This is a genomic window from Sphingomonas sp. LR55 (genome assembly GCF_036856015.1).
Classification (GTDB): Bacteria; Pseudomonadota; Alphaproteobacteria; order Sphingomonadales; family Sphingomonadaceae; genus Sphingomonas.
This window is the reverse complement of sequence record NZ_JASPFO010000001.1, coordinates 1,895,598-1,912,802: the sequence shown is the minus strand read 5'-3', so window position 1 is coordinate 1,912,802 and position 17,205 is coordinate 1,895,598. Positions and strand designations below refer to the sequence as shown.

At 67.1% G+C, this 17,205-nt stretch carries 9 protein-coding genes and 3 pseudogenes; 8 read left to right on the top strand and 4 right to left on the bottom strand.

What is annotated here, in order from left to right:
• Window positions 1-67: 67 nt before the first annotated feature.
• Both QP181_RS09050 and QP181_RS09045 read left to right on the top strand, forming a co-directional pair.
• The gene (locus tag QP181_RS09050) at window positions 68-337 is read left to right on the top strand and encodes a helix-turn-helix domain-containing protein (RefSeq protein ID WP_243643467.1); all 270 of its coding nucleotides are present in this window, start codon (window positions 68-70) and stop codon (window positions 335-337) included.
• A gap of 146 nt (window positions 338-483) precedes the next feature.
• Window positions 484-3,491 (top strand): annotated as a pseudogene (locus QP181_RS09045) (glycosyl hydrolase family 28-related protein).
• Here QP181_RS09045 and QP181_RS09040 read toward each other — a convergent pair.
• Both QP181_RS09040 and QP181_RS09035 read right to left on the bottom strand, forming a co-directional pair.
• Entirely contained in the window at window positions 3,492-4,394 is a 903-nt protein-coding gene (locus tag QP181_RS09040; protein WP_333928321.1) for an SGNH/GDSL hydrolase family protein, read from the bottom strand. It lies immediately after the preceding pseudogene.
• Window positions 4,395-4,736: 342 nt separating this feature from the next.
• Entirely contained in the window at window positions 4,737-5,873 is a 1,137-nt protein-coding gene (locus QP181_RS09035) for an endo-1,4-beta-xylanase (RefSeq protein ID WP_333928320.1), read from the bottom strand.
• 266 nt (window positions 5,874-6,139) lie between these two features.
• Between QP181_RS09035 and QP181_RS09030 the strand changes: the two genes are divergently transcribed.
• Complete coding sequence (locus tag QP181_RS09030) at window positions 6,140-6,343, top strand: hypothetical protein (protein WP_333928319.1); 204 nt, start codon at window positions 6,140-6,142, stop codon at window positions 6,341-6,343.
• A gap of 109 nt (window positions 6,344-6,452) precedes the next feature.
• Here QP181_RS09030 and QP181_RS09025 read toward each other — a convergent pair whose 3' ends face one another.
• Entirely contained in the window at window positions 6,453-7,097 is a 645-nt protein-coding gene (locus tag QP181_RS09025) for a PfkB family carbohydrate kinase (RefSeq protein ID WP_333928318.1), read from the bottom strand.
• Window positions 7,098-7,143: 46 nt separating this feature from the next.
• Complete coding sequence (locus QP181_RS09020; RefSeq protein ID WP_333928317.1) at window positions 7,144-9,267, bottom strand: alpha-glucuronidase family glycosyl hydrolase; 2,124 nt, start codon at window positions 9,265-9,267, stop codon at window positions 7,144-7,146.
• Between the two features lie 154 nt (window positions 9,268-9,421).
• Between QP181_RS09020 and QP181_RS09015 the strand changes: the two genes are divergently transcribed.
• From QP181_RS09015 to QP181_RS08995, 5 genes and pseudogenes are all read left to right on the top strand, one after another.
• Window positions 9,422-11,791, top strand: a complete 2,370-nt coding sequence (locus QP181_RS09015; protein WP_333929602.1) for a glycoside hydrolase family 3 N-terminal domain-containing protein — start codon at window positions 9,422-9,424, stop codon at window positions 11,789-11,791.
• A gap of 10 nt (window positions 11,792-11,801) precedes the next feature.
• On the top strand, window positions 11,802-13,013 hold the full coding sequence (gene manD, locus QP181_RS09010) for a D-mannonate dehydratase ManD (RefSeq protein ID WP_333928316.1): 1,212 nt from the start codon (window positions 11,802-11,804) through the stop codon (window positions 13,011-13,013).
• A pseudogene (locus QP181_RS09005) lies at window positions 13,010-14,291 on the top strand (MFS transporter). The gene manD and the pseudogene QP181_RS09005 overlap by 4 nt, the downstream one beginning before the upstream one ends.
• A pseudogene (gene uxaC / locus QP181_RS09000) lies at window positions 14,288-15,698 on the top strand (glucuronate isomerase). Before QP181_RS09005 ends, uxaC begins: the two co-directional pseudogenes overlap by 4 nt.
• Window positions 15,695-17,188 carry a mannitol dehydrogenase family protein gene (locus QP181_RS08995; RefSeq protein WP_333928315.1) on the top strand — a complete coding sequence of 498 codons (1,494 nt, stop codon included), beginning with the start codon at window positions 15,695-15,697 and terminating at the stop codon, window positions 17,186-17,188. Before uxaC ends, QP181_RS08995 begins: the two are co-directional and overlap by 4 nt.
• Window positions 17,189-17,205: the final 17 nt, after the last annotated feature.

Here is a 17,205-nt window from a genome sequence, read left to right as displayed (position 1 = left end):
TTGTTACCGCGGCGTCAGACTGCGGGAGAAGACGGCGGCGTGACAGCCGAAACAGTGGAGGATGATCATGGAAGCGACTGTTCGGGACGATTACCGATCCCTGCGCGGCAATGCCGCTCCGGCACTGGCGACGCGCCCTCCGCAACTCACCCCGACCCAGATCAAGGTCCTGCGCGGCGTCCATTCGGGACTGCTCAACAAGCAGATCGCCTATGATCTCGGGATCGCCGAGGCGACGGTAAAGGCGCACATGACCGCGTTGATGCGCAAACTGAACGTGCGCAATCGCACGCAAGTGGCGATCGTCGCGCAGACCCTGGTGCTGCACCCCGCCTGATCAACCTGCGCTACAAGTCGAGCGCGCGTGCGCGTGCGCGCATCCGGCGACCGGGTTCGACTTGTGAGCGGACAATCCCGCTACCGGGCCGGCGACCGCAAAATCGTTATCCGCAACTACGGCCCGTCATCGGGGATAGGATCGACATGACCATGAAATGGCTGCTGAGTGGTGCGGTATTGCTGCCAATGCTGTCCCCCGTCGCGGCATTCGCGAAGACGAATTCGGTCTATCTCACCCGTCCCGACGATCCGCGCGCGATAACCGTCAAGGGCGTTGGCGACGGGCGCGCCGATGACAGCGTCGCGCTGCAACAGGCGATCGATGCGGCGGCAGCCGGCGGCCAGGGTGGCGTCGTGTTCGTGCCGTCGGGACGGTACCGGATCAGTCGGACGATCTTCGTCCGCTCGGCGGTCCGGCTCTTCGGCATCGGACCGACGCGTCCCGAGATCGTCCTCGCCGACAATAGTGCGGGCTACGCATCGGGCGTCGCGGCGATGCTGAGTTTCACCGGCGAGGATCAATACCGGGTCGGCAAGGCGCCGGTGCCGCCGCCCACCAGCGTGCCGTTCGACCCGGCGATCTTCGATGCCACCTCGAGCACGTTCTATTCGGCGCTGTCGAATATCGATTTTCGGATCGGCGACGGCAATGCGGGGGCGGTCGCGGTGCGCTTCCGGGTCGCACAGCATGGCTATCTGCGCCACACTGATTTCCACATCGGTTCGGGGCTCGCCGGGGTCTATCAAGCTGGCAATGAATTCGAGGATCTGCGGTTCTTCGGTGGCCGCTACGGAATCATCTCGGAGAAGACGTCGCCCGCGTGGCAGTTCACGCTGATCGATTCCGAGTTCCAGGGCCAGCGCGACGCCGCGATCCGCGAGCACGAGGTCGACCTGACGCTCGTCAACGTCGCGATCCGCGATACGCCGGTCGGCATCGAGATCGATCGCGGCCATTCCGACTCGCTATGGGGCAAGGACGTCCGGTTCGAGAACGTCACGCGCGCCGGAGTCGTCGTTTCGGCCGAGAACAGCGTCTTCACGCAAATCGGTTTCGACAATGCCGTCGGGGTCAATACGCCGACTTTCGTCCGTTTCCGCGACAGCGGCAAGACGGTCGCGGGAGCCGGGCCGCGCTACCGCGTCGCCGATTTCTCCTATGGGCTAAAACTGCCCGCGCTTGGCACGATCGGCGCATATGCGACCGACGTCACGATGGCGCCGTTGGCCCGCGTTCCGGTCCGCGCGACACCGGCGATCCGTGCGCTACCGCCGGTCGGAGACTGGGCGAACGTCCGCGATCTGGGCGTAAAGGGCGACGACACCACCGACGACACGGCGGCACTCCAACGCGCGATCGACACACACCGTGTGCTGTATTTCCCGACCGGCCGCTACCGCGTGTCCGACACGGTGAAGTTGCGCGCCGATACCGTCTTGATCGCGCTACACCCAGGCCTCACTCACCTCTACCTCGTCGATCAGACGGCGGGCTATGCCGGGGTTGGCCCGCCCAAGGCACTGGTCGAGAGCGCCCGGGGCGGCAATGCGATCGTCTCCGGACTTGGCCTGTGGACCGGCGGCGTCAATCCGCGCGCGATCGCATTGCTGTGGCGCGCCGGCGCGGCCTCGATGGTCAACGACGTGAAGATCCAGGGCGGCGGCGGTACCGCGCTGACCAAGGGAAGCCCGATCGGCTTTGGCGATCCTCGCGCGCGGTTCGACGGACAGTCGCCGAGCATCTGGGTGACCGATGGCGGCGGCGGGACGTTCGCGGCGATCTGGTCGCCCAACACGCTGGCGTCCTCGGGCTTCCACGTGTCGAACACCAAGACGCCGGGACATGTGTACCAGCTGTCGGCCGAGCATCATTACCGCGCGGAAATCGTCCTCGACCATGTCGAGAATTGGGAGTTCCTCGCGCCGCAGACCGAGCAGGAGGTGCGCGACGGGGTCGATGCGATCTCGACCGAGATCCGACATTCGCGCAACATCCTGTTCGCCAATTACCATGCCTACCGCGTCACCCGCTCGATCAAGCCGATGGATGCCGCGGTAAAGTTGTATGATTCGGGCGATATCCGGTTTCGCAACGTCCACGTGAACGCCGAAAGCGGGTTTGCGAGCTGCGATGCGAAGGGCTGCGGCACGTATCTCCGCGCCAGCAAATACCCGTTCGAGACCGCGATCAAGGACCTCACGCGGCGCCAGGAGGTGCGCGAACGTGAGTTTGCGCGCCTGGACGTGCCGCCTGCAGTCACAAGCGCCGCGCTTGCCTCCGCCATCCCGGTGTCGACCGACGTCAGGAAGCTTGCGGACGGCTTTTATTCGATCGCCGGTGGCGCCGTCGATGCGCACGGCAAACTCTATTTCATCGACCGGCATTTCCAGCGGATCCATGGCTGGACCAAGGCCGAAGGGCTCTCGATCGTCGCCGACGCGCCGCTCGATCCGGTCAATCTCGCGGTCGATCGGTCGGGGCATCTGCTCGTGCTTTCCTCGGCAGGGCGCGACGCTACCGTGTACAGCCTCGATCCCGCCAAGCCCGCAGCTGTTCAGGTGATCGCACCTACGCCTGCTGCCGGGGAAAAGGGGCAGCGACTTTGCTCCCGGTCAATGTCTGGGCGAACGGCGAATTCGCCGACCGTATCGATCCCACGACCTATCAGTTCCCGACCATGGCTGACATGTTCGCGACCAAGATGGCAGAGCCCAAACCGGAGGAATATCGCTCACCCGATGGATCGCTGTCGCTGCCTGCGTTCCGGGTCTGGAACCAGGGACCCGACGACCACCAGGGCTGGCGCTGGTCCGACACGCTCGATGCCTATGGTCTGGTGTCCGCCGCTCCCGGCGCGCGCGTCGTCCTGACCAACGCGTCGGAAAACCGAACCTATGACGGTCTGGTCGGCGATCAGGGGCGTGTCACCGACCTCAAGATCGTCGCCGACCGGGGTGGCGAAAGCGCGGTCCGCGATGCCGCCGGGCAACTCTACGTCGCGAACGGCCAGGTGTTCGTCTACGCCGCCGACGGCACGCTGCGACGGCGCATCGACACGCCGGAACGCCCTTTGCAGCTCGTCATCGGCGGCGACGACAATCATACGCTCTTCATCCTGACGCATCACGCCTTGTACGCGGTAGCGATCTGATCAGCGCCGCCCGCTACCGAACAAGGCCAGCGGAACTGCCTCGCCCATCCGGCGATAACCGGCTTCGGATGGGTGAAGGTGGTCGCCTGAATCTACGGCGGGATCTAGCCTGGCCGGTTGCGCCGGGTCGCGCATGACACGATCGAAATCGATTACCGCATCGAACAGGCCGAATGTGCGAATGAACGTGTTGATGGCCTGGCGATCCGCTTCCGAGGCCGGTCCCGGGTGGTAATAGTCGTTTCCGCCGAACGGCGTGATCGTCGCCCCAATCACCTTGATGTCGTGCGCATGCGCGCGCGTCACGAGTTCGGTGTAGGCGGTGATGATCTGCGTCACGAGCGCGGCGTGCTGGGCGGGTGTCGCTGGCGCCTCCCGCGTGAGTACGCCCAGATCGTTGACCCCTTCGAGCAGGATCGCCCAGCGCACGCCGCTGCGCGCGATGACGTCGCGGTCGAACCGCGCCATGAGATTGGGACCCAGCCCGTCGAGCAGGATACGGTTGCCGCCGATCCCGGCATTGACGACGCCGGTACCGCGGGTGGCGGGCGTGCGCCGCAACCGTTCGGCGAGAATGTCGGTCCACCGCGTATTGCGGCTTGGCTTGACGCCATAGCCGTCGGTGATCGAGTCCCCGATCGCGACGATCGACCCCGCGTTGGCCGGACCCGCTACTTCGACATCGGCGAGTGCGTACCAATGCGGGGTTTGCGCAGCGCCTGCCAGGCTTGCGTCGGCGACATGATTGCCCGCGAGCGCGAAGCTGATCGCGCGCGCCGGGATGGCCGGTCTGTGGGGTCGCGGCCTCGGGCAGATACAGGCTGACGGCGAGATCGGCGCCGGCCGCGACCGGCATCGCGACGGGATCCGAATAGAGTTCGGCACCGGCGGGGATGACGGCATCGGCATGGCCGGCAAAGGTCAGTGGCACCCCGCCGACGATCTCGCCAGTCTGAGGCGACGGACTGCGCGCGACGTGCCCCGCAGCGATCGTGAGCGGCCGCGTTCCGAATGCGTTGGACAGGCGGACACGGAGGCGATCGCCCCCGGCCGACAGCCGGATCACCTGGCGCAGCGTGACCGCGCGTGCGCGATCCGCGGGCAACGCATTGTCGCCGTCCGCGATCATCTGCGACGAGCCCCAACTCGCGATCCAATGACGCGCGGGCGCAGTGTGGGCAGCATCCCGCGCGCCCGCACTGGCCGCGAGCAGGGCGGCTGGCAGAAGCGCTATCGCCCAGCGACTCATCGGCGCGACCCCTCGCGGGCAACCGTCTTCGACGTCGCTCGCATCGGGGCGGCGGCAATCGCGCCCGCGATCGCCGCACGCATCGGCTTGGCGACGAACCTGTCGTCATAGGGGCAGGGGCGGCGGCGGGCCTTGTCGGGGCGAGGCTCGAAACCTTCGATCCAGCTGTAGCGATCGGACATGCCCCATAGCAGCACGTCGCGGACCGACGGGTATGACAGCATGAGATCGAGATACCCGCGTGTGAAATCCGCCACCGCGCGATCGCGCGCGGCGATGTCGCCCGGCAGCTTGTTGTCGCGAACGTCGAGTTCGGTGATCACGAGGCCATACCCCATCGCGGTCACCGCATCGAGGAAGCGACGCCATTCGCCCTCAAGCGCGGTGATCGCCGCGCGCGTATCGGAGCCCTGCGTCACGAGGTGAGACTGCACCCCGAGCGCGTCGACGGGCACGCCGCGTCGCTTTAATCCCTCGAGCAAATTCAGCACGCCGGCCCGGTGTTTGGCGTTGCCGGGTTCCCAGCTCATATAGTCGTTATAGACAAGTTGCGCGTGCGGGGCGGCGGCGCGTGCGGTGTGGAAAGCGAGATCGATCGTCGCCTCGGGACCGCCCAGCGCGCGCGACAGGGCCGTCTGGTACAGTGTCGAATCCGCCGGATTCACCGCTTCGTTGACGACGTCGTAACTGCCGATCTGCGTGCCGTAGCGGCGGCAGACGGTGGTGATATGCTCGACCAGCAGACGCTCCGCCGCCTGTGCCGGGTTCGCGCCGAAATCATGGCTTTCTTCCCACCGCGGCATCCATTTCGGCTGATGCCACAGCAGATTATGGCCGCGCACCGGCAGCCGATTGGCCTTTGCCCAGGCCATCATCGCATCCATATGGGCGAAGTCGAAGCGGGTCGCGCTTGGCCGGATCGCCTGCCACTTCATCTCGTTTTCCGGCACCAGCAGCCCGCAATCGCGCGTCAGCAGCGCGGCATAGGCCGGGTTGGCGAACGATCCGCGATCCGCGCCGGGGCGTCCCCAGGCAAAGCACGACCCTAGCCGCATCCCCTTGGTTGCCGCGATCGACTGCAAGCTGGCGACACCGCCGTCCAGCGACGGGATCGCGGCCCCAGTTTGCGCCAAAGCCCCCCGCAGTGCCCGCAGCGACGGCGAGACCGCCCAACATCGCCAGCCCGTCGCGTCGCGTGATATCCACCGAACTCTCCTATTTTATCATTATGATAGCGATATCATTTGCGCGCTTGGAGATGCTGTCAACGGGGGCATCGCGAATTTTCGACGCCGGGCTCTGGTGACGTGCCGCCCGCGTCGATCAACGCCGGACGTCGAACCCGCCCTCGCGGAACGTCGCCAGATCGCGCGGGGTGGTCTCGCTCTGGTCGCCCGGGGTGGCATGTTTCAAGACGGCCAGCGCCAGCCCGGTTTGCGCCGCGCGGGCTGCCTCCTCGGCTGCCCCTTCGCCCCCCGACGCCAAGCTCGGCGAGAACACCGGCGGCGAACGCGTCCCCGGTGCCGATCCGGTCGACGATGCCCGAAACTTCGATCGCGTCGGTCTCGATGATGTCGGTCGGCGTGTCGATCCGGGCGCGTAGGACGTTGCATCCGGCGTCGCGGACCTCGCGGGACATGGACGCGATGTGGCGGAGGTTCGGGAGCCGGTCGAACGCCGCCAATGCTGCCTCGCGACGACCCTGTGGCGTGCTACCATCCAGCGGACGCCGCAGCAGCAATGCGATGTCGCGGTGATTGCCGAACAACAAATCGGCATGGTCGACGAGCGGAAGAAGGATCGCGGCTGGGTCCGCACACCATTTCGCCCACATGCTCGCGCGGTAATTGCCGTCGAACGACACCGGTACGCCGATCGCGCGCGGCGGTCATCGCTGCCAGACAGATGTCGGCCATCGCTGAACCGATCGCCGGATTGATCCCCGACAGATGCAGCCGCGCCGCGCCGGCCAGCAGCGCCGGCCAGTCATAGGCAGTCGCTGCCCTGGTCGCGAACACGCTGTTCTGACGGTCGTAGACGATCGCCGATGCGCGCAGCCCTGCGCCGGGTGCAAGGTAATATAGGCCGAGTCGCCCGTCGCTGCGCGCGATCCGCGACACATCGACGCCGGACCGGCGGAGCGCGTCGATCGCCGCATCGCCGACAACATCGTCAGGCACCGCGGAAATGACGCCGCTGCTCCTGCCGAGGCGGGCGAGCGCGACGGCGACATTGGCCTCCGCGCCGCCGAAATTCGCGTCCAGTCGCGACTCCCTGAACAAGGGGCCGTGCCCCGGCGGGGAGAGCCTGAGCAGCAGTTCACCGAAACACAGTATCGGCCCGTCGGTGCGCGTCATCGATCAGCCTCTTGCTTGGCCGCTGCGTGGACAGGCGGCCGGGGAATCATTGCGGGTTGCCGGGGGCATAGGGAAAGCGTTGCGCCTTGTACCATGCCAGGTCGTGCGCAGGCGCCGTGGCACCCGTCGGCAGCGGCAGGCCGTTGACCGACATCCAATAGGCGAGGCTCGCGTCGCGCCACCATCTGGCCTCACGCTGCTGGACCGCGAGATAGGTCGCGGTCTTCGCCCAGCGCTCGGCGTCGATCGATGGTTTCAAGGCACCCCATTGCCGCTGCATGTCGCCGACATAGCCGACGCCGGAATCATAATCATGGACCATCTCCGCCCATAAAGTCCGGCCTGACGTCATCCGCCGATCCCACGCGACATGGTGGAACCACAGCAGCTCGCGCTCCGGCGTCATCGAGGGATCGGCGAGCGTGCGGGCGAGGGCGGGAGCATATTGCGCGACCGCGTTGCTGCCCGTCTTCGTCCGGTCGAAGCCGATCCCAGCCTTGTCGGCGCGGTGGTAATAGACCGGGTTCCATTCGGGGCGCTTGAGATCCGAGACCCAGGGGGCGGGACCGTAGTGATGCCCGGTCGCCATGACGTGCGCGAGGCCGAGCGGCGTCATGTAATCGACCACCGCCTCACGCGATCCCATCATCATGGCGACGACTGGATCGACGATTTTGGGCGAGGGAGCGAATGTCATCGCGGCCCATTCGCGCGCGACGGGTGCGGCGCCGAGCGTCGGATCCCACGCCATCCGCCCGAACGCGTACCAGTTCGCCTGGTTGAACGTCGAGCCCGCCCAATCGCGGTCGCGCCCGATGTTCGCGACACCGGCCATGCCCGTCAGCGTATGACCTTCGACCGATCCATCGACGACATCGGCAACGGTCTCGCCGGGCGTCCGCATCGTCTCGCTCGCCAGCGTCTCGGCGAACATCGGCCCGAGATAGGCGAGGTGAGTCGCGAAGCCGAGATACTCCTTGGTGATCTGGAATTCGATCATCAGCGGGGTCTTCGGCATCGCGCCGAACAGCGGGTGGAACGGCTCGCGCGGCTGGAAGTCGATCGCGCCGTTCTTGACCTGGACGATGACGTTCTTGGCGAATTTGCCGTCGAGCGGCTTGAACTCGGTATAGGCCTGTTTCGCGCGGTCATCCGGGTCGGTCTCGGCATAGACGAACGCGCGCCACATCACGATTCCGCCATGCGGTGCGACCGCGGCGGCGAGCATGTTGGCGCCGTCCGCGTGGCTGCGGTGGTAATCGCGCGGGCCGGGCTGGCCCTCGCTGTTCGCCTTGACGAGAAAGCCGCCGAAATCGGGGATGCTGCGATAGATCTCGTCGGTCTTCGCCTTCCACCACGCCGCGACCTGTGGGTCGAGCGGGTCGGCGGTCTTCAAGCCACCGATCTCGATCGGGGCCGAGAAGCGCGCGGAAAGGTACACTTTGATCCCGTACGGGCGGAACACGTCGGCAAGCGCCGCCGCTTTCGCGATATACGGCGCGGTCAGGCTGTCGGCCTTCGCGTTGACGTTGTTGAGGACGGTGCCGTTGATCCCGATCGATGCGTTGGCGCGCGCGTAATCGGTGTAGCGCGAATCGCGAAAATCGGGGAGCGTCCACCAGTCCCACAGCGACACGCCGGCATAGCCGCGCTCGACCACGCCATCGAGATTGTCCCAATGGTTGAGCACGCGCAGTTTCACGCGGGGGCTCGAGGTCAGCGCGATGCGGTCGAGGCTGCCACCGGTCTGGAGGTGCCGCAGCAGCGCGAAGCTGCCGTAGAGCACCCCGCGATCGGTGTTGGCGGTGACGAGGAGGACGCGGCGGCTGCCGAGCGTGACTTGGTCGACCCGGTATCCTTCGTCGCCGAGTGCCGCCAGGGGCAAGCGGAGTGCCGCGACGTCGCGATCGTTGGCGGTGGCCAGCAGGATCGGCGGCGTGCTCGTCCCCAACAGGCCCGCGCCGCGGCGCAATTCTTCGGCGGCTACGCGCAGCGTTGGCGTATCGCCGCGCGCTTCGATCGTCGGGATACCGCGCGTGGGCGCTGTCGCAGGGACGTGATAGCGTAGCCAGAGGTCGTAGCCGTCTTCGGCCTGCGCCGGTCCGGTCAAACCAATTACCGCGCCGAACAGCAGCGCGAACTTACCGATCCATCGGCCGAATTGCGTCATAATCCTCTCCCGCCGTTCCGCGCTACATTGACAGGATCGCGGATGATCAGCCATGTTATCGCTATCACGACGACGGCTTCGACAGCAATGCCGCGTTTCATATTAGGAGATAATCGTGGCCGATACGGAGACAGCAGGGATCGTACCGACCAGAATGCCGACCCGGCGCGACCTTTTCGGGTTGCTCGGCTCCGTCTCAATCGTGGGGCTAGTTCCCGGTGTCGCGCAGGCCGCGGCGGCGACCCCGATCTACCGTGACGCACGCGCGCCGGTCGACCTTCGGGTCCGCGATCTGATGGCGCGGATGACGCTCGAGGAGAAAGTTGGCCAGACCATTTCACTGTGGGCGACCAAGGCGGACGTAATGACTGCCGGCGGTCTTACGTTCGACCCTGCGCGGGCGACCGCGGCGTATCCGGCGGGGTTCGGGCAGGTGACGCGGCCCTCGGATCTGCGCGGCGGGCCATCGGTGGCGGCGGTGGCAGGCGGCACCGGTGCACGGTTCCGCGGCTCGGCGTCGACGATCGCGTTCGTCAACGCAGTCCAGCGCTGGGCGCGCGGTACGCGGCTCGGCATCCCGGTGATCTTCCACGAGGAATCGCTGCACGGCTATATGGCGCCCGACGCGACGATGTTCCCGCAGGCGATCGGCATGGCGGGTGCGTTCGACCGCGACCTGATGCGGCGCGCGCAGGCGATCATCGGTCGCGAAGTGCGCGCGCATGGCAGTCATCTCTCGTTGTCGCCGGTCGTCGATATCGCGCGCGATCCGCGCTGGGGCCGGATCGAGGAGACGTTCGGTGAGGATCCGTATCTGTGCGGCGAGATGGGGGTCGCCGCGGTTGAGGGCCTGCAGGGCGACAGCACGACGCTCGCCCCCGGCAAGGTGTTCGCGACGCTGAAGCACATGACCGGCCACGGCCAGCCGCAGGCGGGCAACAATATCGGTCCCGCGCCGATCGGCGAGCGCGAACTGCGCGAGAGCTTCTTCCCGCCGTTCCGCGCGGTCGTGACGCGCACCGGGATCGGCGCGGTGATGCCGTCGTACAACGAGATCGACGGCGTGCCGAGCCATGCGAACCACTGGCTACTTGGCGACGTGCTACGCGGCGAATGGGGCTTTTCGGGCGCGATCGTCAGCGATTACGGCGCGATCGAGGAACTCGACACGATCCACCACGTCGCGCGCGACCTGAACGGTGCGGCGCGGCTGGCGTTGGCGGCGGGCGTCGACAGCGCACTGCCCGACGGGATGGCGTTCCGGACATTGCCCGCGCAGGTGCGGGCGGGGACGGTGCCGACCGCGCAGGTCGACGCGGCGTGCGCGCGGATGTTGGCGTTGAAGTTTCGTGCTGGGCTGTTCGAGGACTCGGCGGTCGATCCACGCGCCGCCGCTCGCCTGACCGGTAATGCCGAAGCGCGGGGCGTCGCACTGGACGCAGCGCGCAAATCGATGTGCCTGCTGGCCAACGACGGCACGCTGCCGCTCGCGCCGAAGGGCAAGATCGCGGTGATCGGCCCCAATGCGGCGATCGCGCGGCTGGGCGGCTATTCCGCGCCGCCACGCCAGACGGTGTCGCTGCTCGATGGCGTGCGCGCGCTGGTCGGCGGCGGCGCGACCATTGTCCATGCGCAGGGGGTGTTCATCACGCAGAGCGAGGACCGGTCGCAGGACGAGGTGCTGCTTGCCGACCCCGCCAAGAACCGCGCGCTGGTCGCCGAGGCGGTCGAGGTCGCGCGCGGGGCGGACACGATCATCCTGGCGATCGGCGATACCGAGCAGACCAGCCGCGAGGGGTTTTCCGCGAACCACCTCGGCGATCGCACCACGCTGGACCTGCTCGGCGAGCAGAACGTGCTGTTCGACGCGCTGCACGCGCTCGGCAAGCCGATCGTCATCGCCGCGATCAATGGCCGTCCGCCGAGCTGGCCGACCGTGATGGCGAAGGCGAACGCGGTGCTCGAATGCTGGTATCCGGGGCAGGAGGGCGGCACGGCGATGGCCGAGGCGCTGTTCGGGCGGATCAATCCGGGTGCCAAGCTGCCCGTCACGGTGGTGCGCGAAGTCGGGCAGGTGCCGTTCTATTACAACCGCAAGCCGTCGACGCAGCGCGGCTATCTGTTCGCGGAGACAGCGCCGCTGTTCCCGTTCGGCCACGGCCTCAGCTACACCCGCTTCGACATCAGCGCACCGCGACTGTCGGCGGCGAAGATCGGCATCGCCGGCAGCGTCGAGGTCGAGGTCGACGTCGCCAATATCGGGCAACGTGCTGGCGACGAGGTCGTCCAGGTGTACGTCCGCGACCAGGTGTCGTCGGTCGCCCGGCCGGTGATGGAGCTGAAGGGGTTCGAACGCGTGACGCTGGCGCCCGGCGAGCGAAAGACGCTGCGCTTCACGCTCGGGCCGGACGCGTTCGCTTTGTGGGACGTCGACATGCGCGAGGTGGTCGAGCCCGGGCTGTTCACGATCATGGCCGGGCCGAGTTCGGCACAGCTGAAATCCGCCATTCTTGAAATCGCCTGAAGGACCCGCGATGCCGAAGATCGTTTCCGCCCGCGTTATCGTCACCTGTCCGGGGCGTAACTTCGTCACGCTGAAGATCGAATGCGACGACGGCACCTACGGGCTCGGCGACGCCACGCTGAACGGCCGCGAACTCAGCGTCGCGAGCTACCTGACCGATCATGTCGTGCCGTGCCTGATCGGCCGCGATGCGCACCGGATCGAGGACGTCTGGCAGTATCTCTACAAGGGCGCGTATTGGCGGCGCGGCCCGGTGACGATGGCGGCGATCGCTGCGGTCGATACCGCGCTGTGGGACATCAAGGGCAAGCTCGCCGGGATGCCGGTATACCAGTTGCTCGGCGGCGCGGCGCGCGATGCGTGCATGGTCTATGCGCATGCCAACGGCACGACGATCAAGGATACGATCGCGGTCGCCAAGGTCGAGCAGGCGAAGGGGTACAAGGCGATCCGGCTGCAGTGCGGCGTACCGGGGCTCGCCTCGACCTATGGCGTCGCCAAGCACGGCGCGCGCTACGAACCCGCCGATGCCGACCTGCCGAGCGAGAGCGTGTGGTCGACCGAGAAATACCTCCGCGTCGTGCCCGAACTGTTCAAGGCGGCGCGCGAGGCGATGGGGTGGGACGTGCATCTGCTCCACGACATCCACCACCGGCTGACGCCGATCGAGGCGGGGCGGCTTGGCAAGGCGCTCGAGCCGTACAATCTCTTCTGGATCGAGGACCCGACGCCGGCCGAGAACCAGGAGGCGTTCAAGCTGATCCGCCACCACACGACAACACCGATCGCGGTGGGCGAGGTGTTCAATTCGGTCTGGGACGCGAAGGACCTAATCCAGAACCAGCTGATCGACTATATCCGCGCGACCGTCGTGCATGCCGGCGGGATCACGCACCTGCGCCGGATCGCATCGCTTGCCGACCTGTATCAGGTGCGGACCGGCTGCCACGGCGCGACCGACCTGTCGCCGGTGGCGATGGCCGCCGCGCTGCATTTCGGGCTGTCGGTGTCCAATTTCGGCGTGCAGGAGCATATGCCGCACACCGACGAGACCGACGCCGTCTTCCCGCATGCGTACAGCTTCGACGACGGCATGATGCATCCGGGGGAGGCGCCGGGGCTGGGCGTCGACATCGACGAGGATCTTGCCGCGACCTACGACTATAAGCGCGCCTATCTTCCGGTCGCGCGGCTAGAGGATGGCACGCTGTGCAACTGGTGACCGCCGCCGCCGTCGCGAGCGAGAAACCACGGGGCAAAGTGCGGTGGATCGTCTGCGCGCTTTTGTTCGCCGCGGTCGCGCTCAGCTATATCGACCGGCTCGTGCTGCCGGTGCTCAAACCCGAACTCCAGGCGCGCTACAATTGGAGCGAGCAGGGCTATGCCGATCTCGCGATCGCATTCCAGGCCGCATACGGCATCGCCTATGTCCTGTTCGGGCGGTTCGTAGACCGGGTCGGCGCCAAGATCGGCTATGCGGTCGCGGTGACGCTATGGACGATCGGTCATGTCGCGCATGCGCTGTTCACCAGCGCCGGCATGATGATCTTCGCGCGTATCCCGCTCGCGATCGGCGAGGCCGGGGCGTTCCCGGCCGCACTCGCCGCGGCCAACGAATGGTTTCCGCAACGCGAGCGCGCGCTCGCGATCGGCATCTTCAACGCCGGCTCGAACGTCGGTGCGATCCTCACGCCGTTGATCGTACCGGTGATCGCGGTGACGTTCGGCTGGCGGATGGCGTTCATCGCGACCGGCGCGCTGACCGTGCTCTGGCTGGTCGCCTGGCTCGCCTTCTACCGGTCGCCGCGCAAGCATCCGCGCGTCACGCCTGAGGAACTGGCGTGGATCGAGGCCGATCCGGTCCCCGCCGCCAAGCCGGTCCGCTGGCGCACGCTGCTGCGCCTGCGGCAGACCTGGGCGTATATGCTCGGCCGCTTCCTGATCGATCCGGTGTGGTGGACGTTTCTGTTCTGGCTGCCCGATTTCTTCAACCGGCAATACGGCGTGAAGATGCTCGATTTCGGGCCGCCGCTGGTCGCCGTGTACGTGCTGGCCGATGTCGGATCGGTCGCGGGCGGCTGGTTCTCGTCGCGGTTGCTGGCGAAGGGGGCGACGCCGAACCGCGCGGAAAACGGCGTTGTTCGCGTGCGCGCTGTTCGCGCTGCCGATCATCTTCGCCGCGCAGGCACCCGGACTCTGGTGGGCGGTAGCGGCGATCGGACTCGCTTGCGCGTGTCACCAAGGTTTCTCCGCCAACGTGTACGCGATCCCCGGCGATCTGTTTCCGCGCGGCATGGGCGGATCGGTGATCGGCCTGGGCGGACTTGCGGGGGCGTTCGGCGGCATGCTGATGGCCAAGTTCGCCGGCACGATCCTCGCTGGCGTCGGCAGCTACGGCCCGATCTTCGTGGTCGCCGGGTGCGCCTATTTCGTTGCGTTGCTGGTTATCCACCTGCTCGTCCCGCACTATACCCCCGTCGATCCGGAACGCCTCGCATGACCCATCCGCTACGCCTTCACCCCGATCGCCTGTTCCCCAGCGACGGCCGTACCCGCGACATCGCCCGCGCGCTGCACGCGGGCGTGAAGGACCTGCCGATCATCAGCCCGCACGGTCATACCGATCCGGCATGGTTCGCCCGGGACGAGGCGTTCAGCGATCCCGCCTCGCTGCTGATCGTCCCCGATCATTATGTGTTCCGGATGCTCTACAGCCAGGGCGTGCCACTCGACGCGCTTGGCGTGCCGACCGTGGATGGCAGTACGACCGAGACCGACCCGCGCAAGATTTGGCGCATCTTCGCGGAGAACTACCCTCTGTTCCGCGGCACGCCGTCGCGGATGTGGCTCGACTGGGTGTTCGCCGAGGCATTCGGGATCGACGTCCGCCTCGAACCCGCGACCGCCGACCTGTATTACGACACGATCGACGCCGCGGTGAAGACGCCAGCCTTCCGCCCGCGCGCTGTTCGACCGGTTTGGTATCGAGCTGATCGCGACGACCGAAAGCCCGCTCGACCCGCTCGAGCACCATGCCGCGATCCGCGCGAGCGACTGGAACGGCCGCGTCGTCACCGCCTATCGCCCCGATCCCGTCGTCGATCCGGAGACGCCGGGCTTCGCCGCCAACGTCCGCCGCTTCGGCGAGACCGCTAACGAAGATGTCGGCAGCTATGCGGGCTATCTTGCCGCGCACCGTTTCCACCGCGCGCGCTTCCGCGATGCCGGGGCCACCTCGACCGATCACGGCCACCCGTCGGCGGCGACCGCGGATCTGACACCCGCCGAAGCCGAGGCGCTCTACGCCCGCGTCATGGCGCAGCCGACCGCCGCGGAGTCCGAACTCTTCCGCGCACAGATGCTGACCGAGATGGCGGCGATGTCGGTCGAGGACGGCATGGTGATGCAGTTGCACCCTACCGTATCGCGTAGCCACAACGCCTCGGTGCTCGCGCGTTTCGGCCGCGACAAGGGTGGCGACATCCCGCTGCCCGGCGAGTTCGTCCGCGCGCTGAAACCACTGCTCGACCGGTTCGGCAACGACCCGGCGCTGACGCTGATCCTGTTCACGCTCGACGAGGATACCTACTCCCGCGAACTCGCCCCGCTCGCCGGCCACTACCCGTCGTTGCGGCTTGGGCCGCCCTGGTGGTTCCACGATAGTCCCGAGGGTATGCGCCGCTTCCGCGAACGCGCAACGGAGACCGCCGGCTTCTACAACACGGTCGGCTTCAACGACGACACCCGCGCCTTCCTCTCGATCCCCGCGCGGCACGACGTTGCGCGCAGGATGGACTGCGCGTTCCTTGCCAAACTGGTCGCCGAACACCGGCTCGAAGAGGACGAAGCGCATGAGGTCGCCCGCGCGCTCGCTTATGATCTCGTCAAACAGGCGTACCGGCTGTGAGGCTGTCTACCGCCACGTTTGACCGGTTGCCCGCCGCCGTTGCACGTCCGACCTACGACCGGTCGCGCGTCAAGCGCGGCGTGGTGCATCTCGGCATTGGCGCATTCCACCGCGCGCATCAGGCGGCGGTGTTCGAGCAAGCGCTGGCAGCCGGCGATCTGCGCTGGGGCATCACCGGCGTATCGCTGCGATCCGCGGGCGTCCGCGACCAGCTGGCGCCGCAGGATGGTCTCTACACGCTCGTCGTCCGTGACGGCGAAGGGGAGCGCTTGCAGGTCATCGGCGCGGTCATGGACTTGCTCGTTGCGCCGGAGGATCCGGCCGCGGTGGTTGCCGCGCTGGCGTCGGCGCACACGCACATCGTGACGCTGACGATCACTGAAAAAGGCTACAAGCTCGACCGCGCGACGGGCAAATTGCAGGCCGGCGATGCCGATGTCGCGCACGATCTGGCCTCGCTCGACGCGCCGCGGACCGCACCCGGGTTCTTCGTCGCCGGGCTCGCGGCGCGCCATGCGGCGGGCACCGGCCCGCTGACGATCCTCTCGTGCGACAATCTGCCGCACAACGGCACGCTGTTGCGCGACGCGGTGCTGGCGATGGCGGCGGCGCACGATGCGGACCTGCGTGACTGGATCGCTGCCACCGTGACGTTCCCGCAGACGATGGTCGACCGGATCGTGCCCGCCACCACGCCCGCCGATATTGCCGCGCTAGCGGGTAGGCTGGGGGGCGAGGACCACGCGATGGTGAAGGCGGAGCCGTTCACCCAGTGGGTGATCGAGGATCGCTTCGCCGGCGAACGGCCCGATCTGGCGGCGTTCGGCGTCCAACTTACCGACGCGGTGGCGCCGTGGGAGGATGCCAAGCTGCGGCTGCTCAACGGCGCGCACTCGGCGATCGCCTATCTCGGCGGGCTCGCCGGGTTCGACTTCGTCCATGAGGTCGTCGCGCAGCCCGCGGCGCGCGCGTTCGTCGAGGCGTTGTGGGACGAGAGCGCCACGACGCTCGATCCGCCCGCCGCGCTCGACATCACGCAATACCGGGCCGCGTTGATGGCGCGCTTCGCCAACCCTGCGCTCCAGCATCGCACCCGCCAGATCGCGATGGATGGCTCGCAGAAGCTGCCGCAACGGCTGCTCGCGCCAATCGCGGACCGTCGTGCAGCCGGGTTATCGGTCGACGCCCTGGCGCTGGCCGTCGCGGCCTGGATGCGGTGGCAGTCGGGCGTTACGGATACGGGGGAGGGCTTCACGATCGACGATCCGATCAGCGACCGTCTCGGAAAAGCGGTTCGCGACGCGACGACTACCCAGGAGCGGGTCGATGCGCTGCTGGCTTTGCTGTCGTTCAGGCCCGACCGGGATTTACGGAACGCGATCGTGGCAAACCTGGCAAACCTCGAAAACTCGGGGGCAATATCGGCGATCGACGTCGTTCTTGGCAGCCCCGCCCAGCGCGGAAAGGGCGAGGAAATCACCTCGCCCTGACCTAGACCGTCCGGATC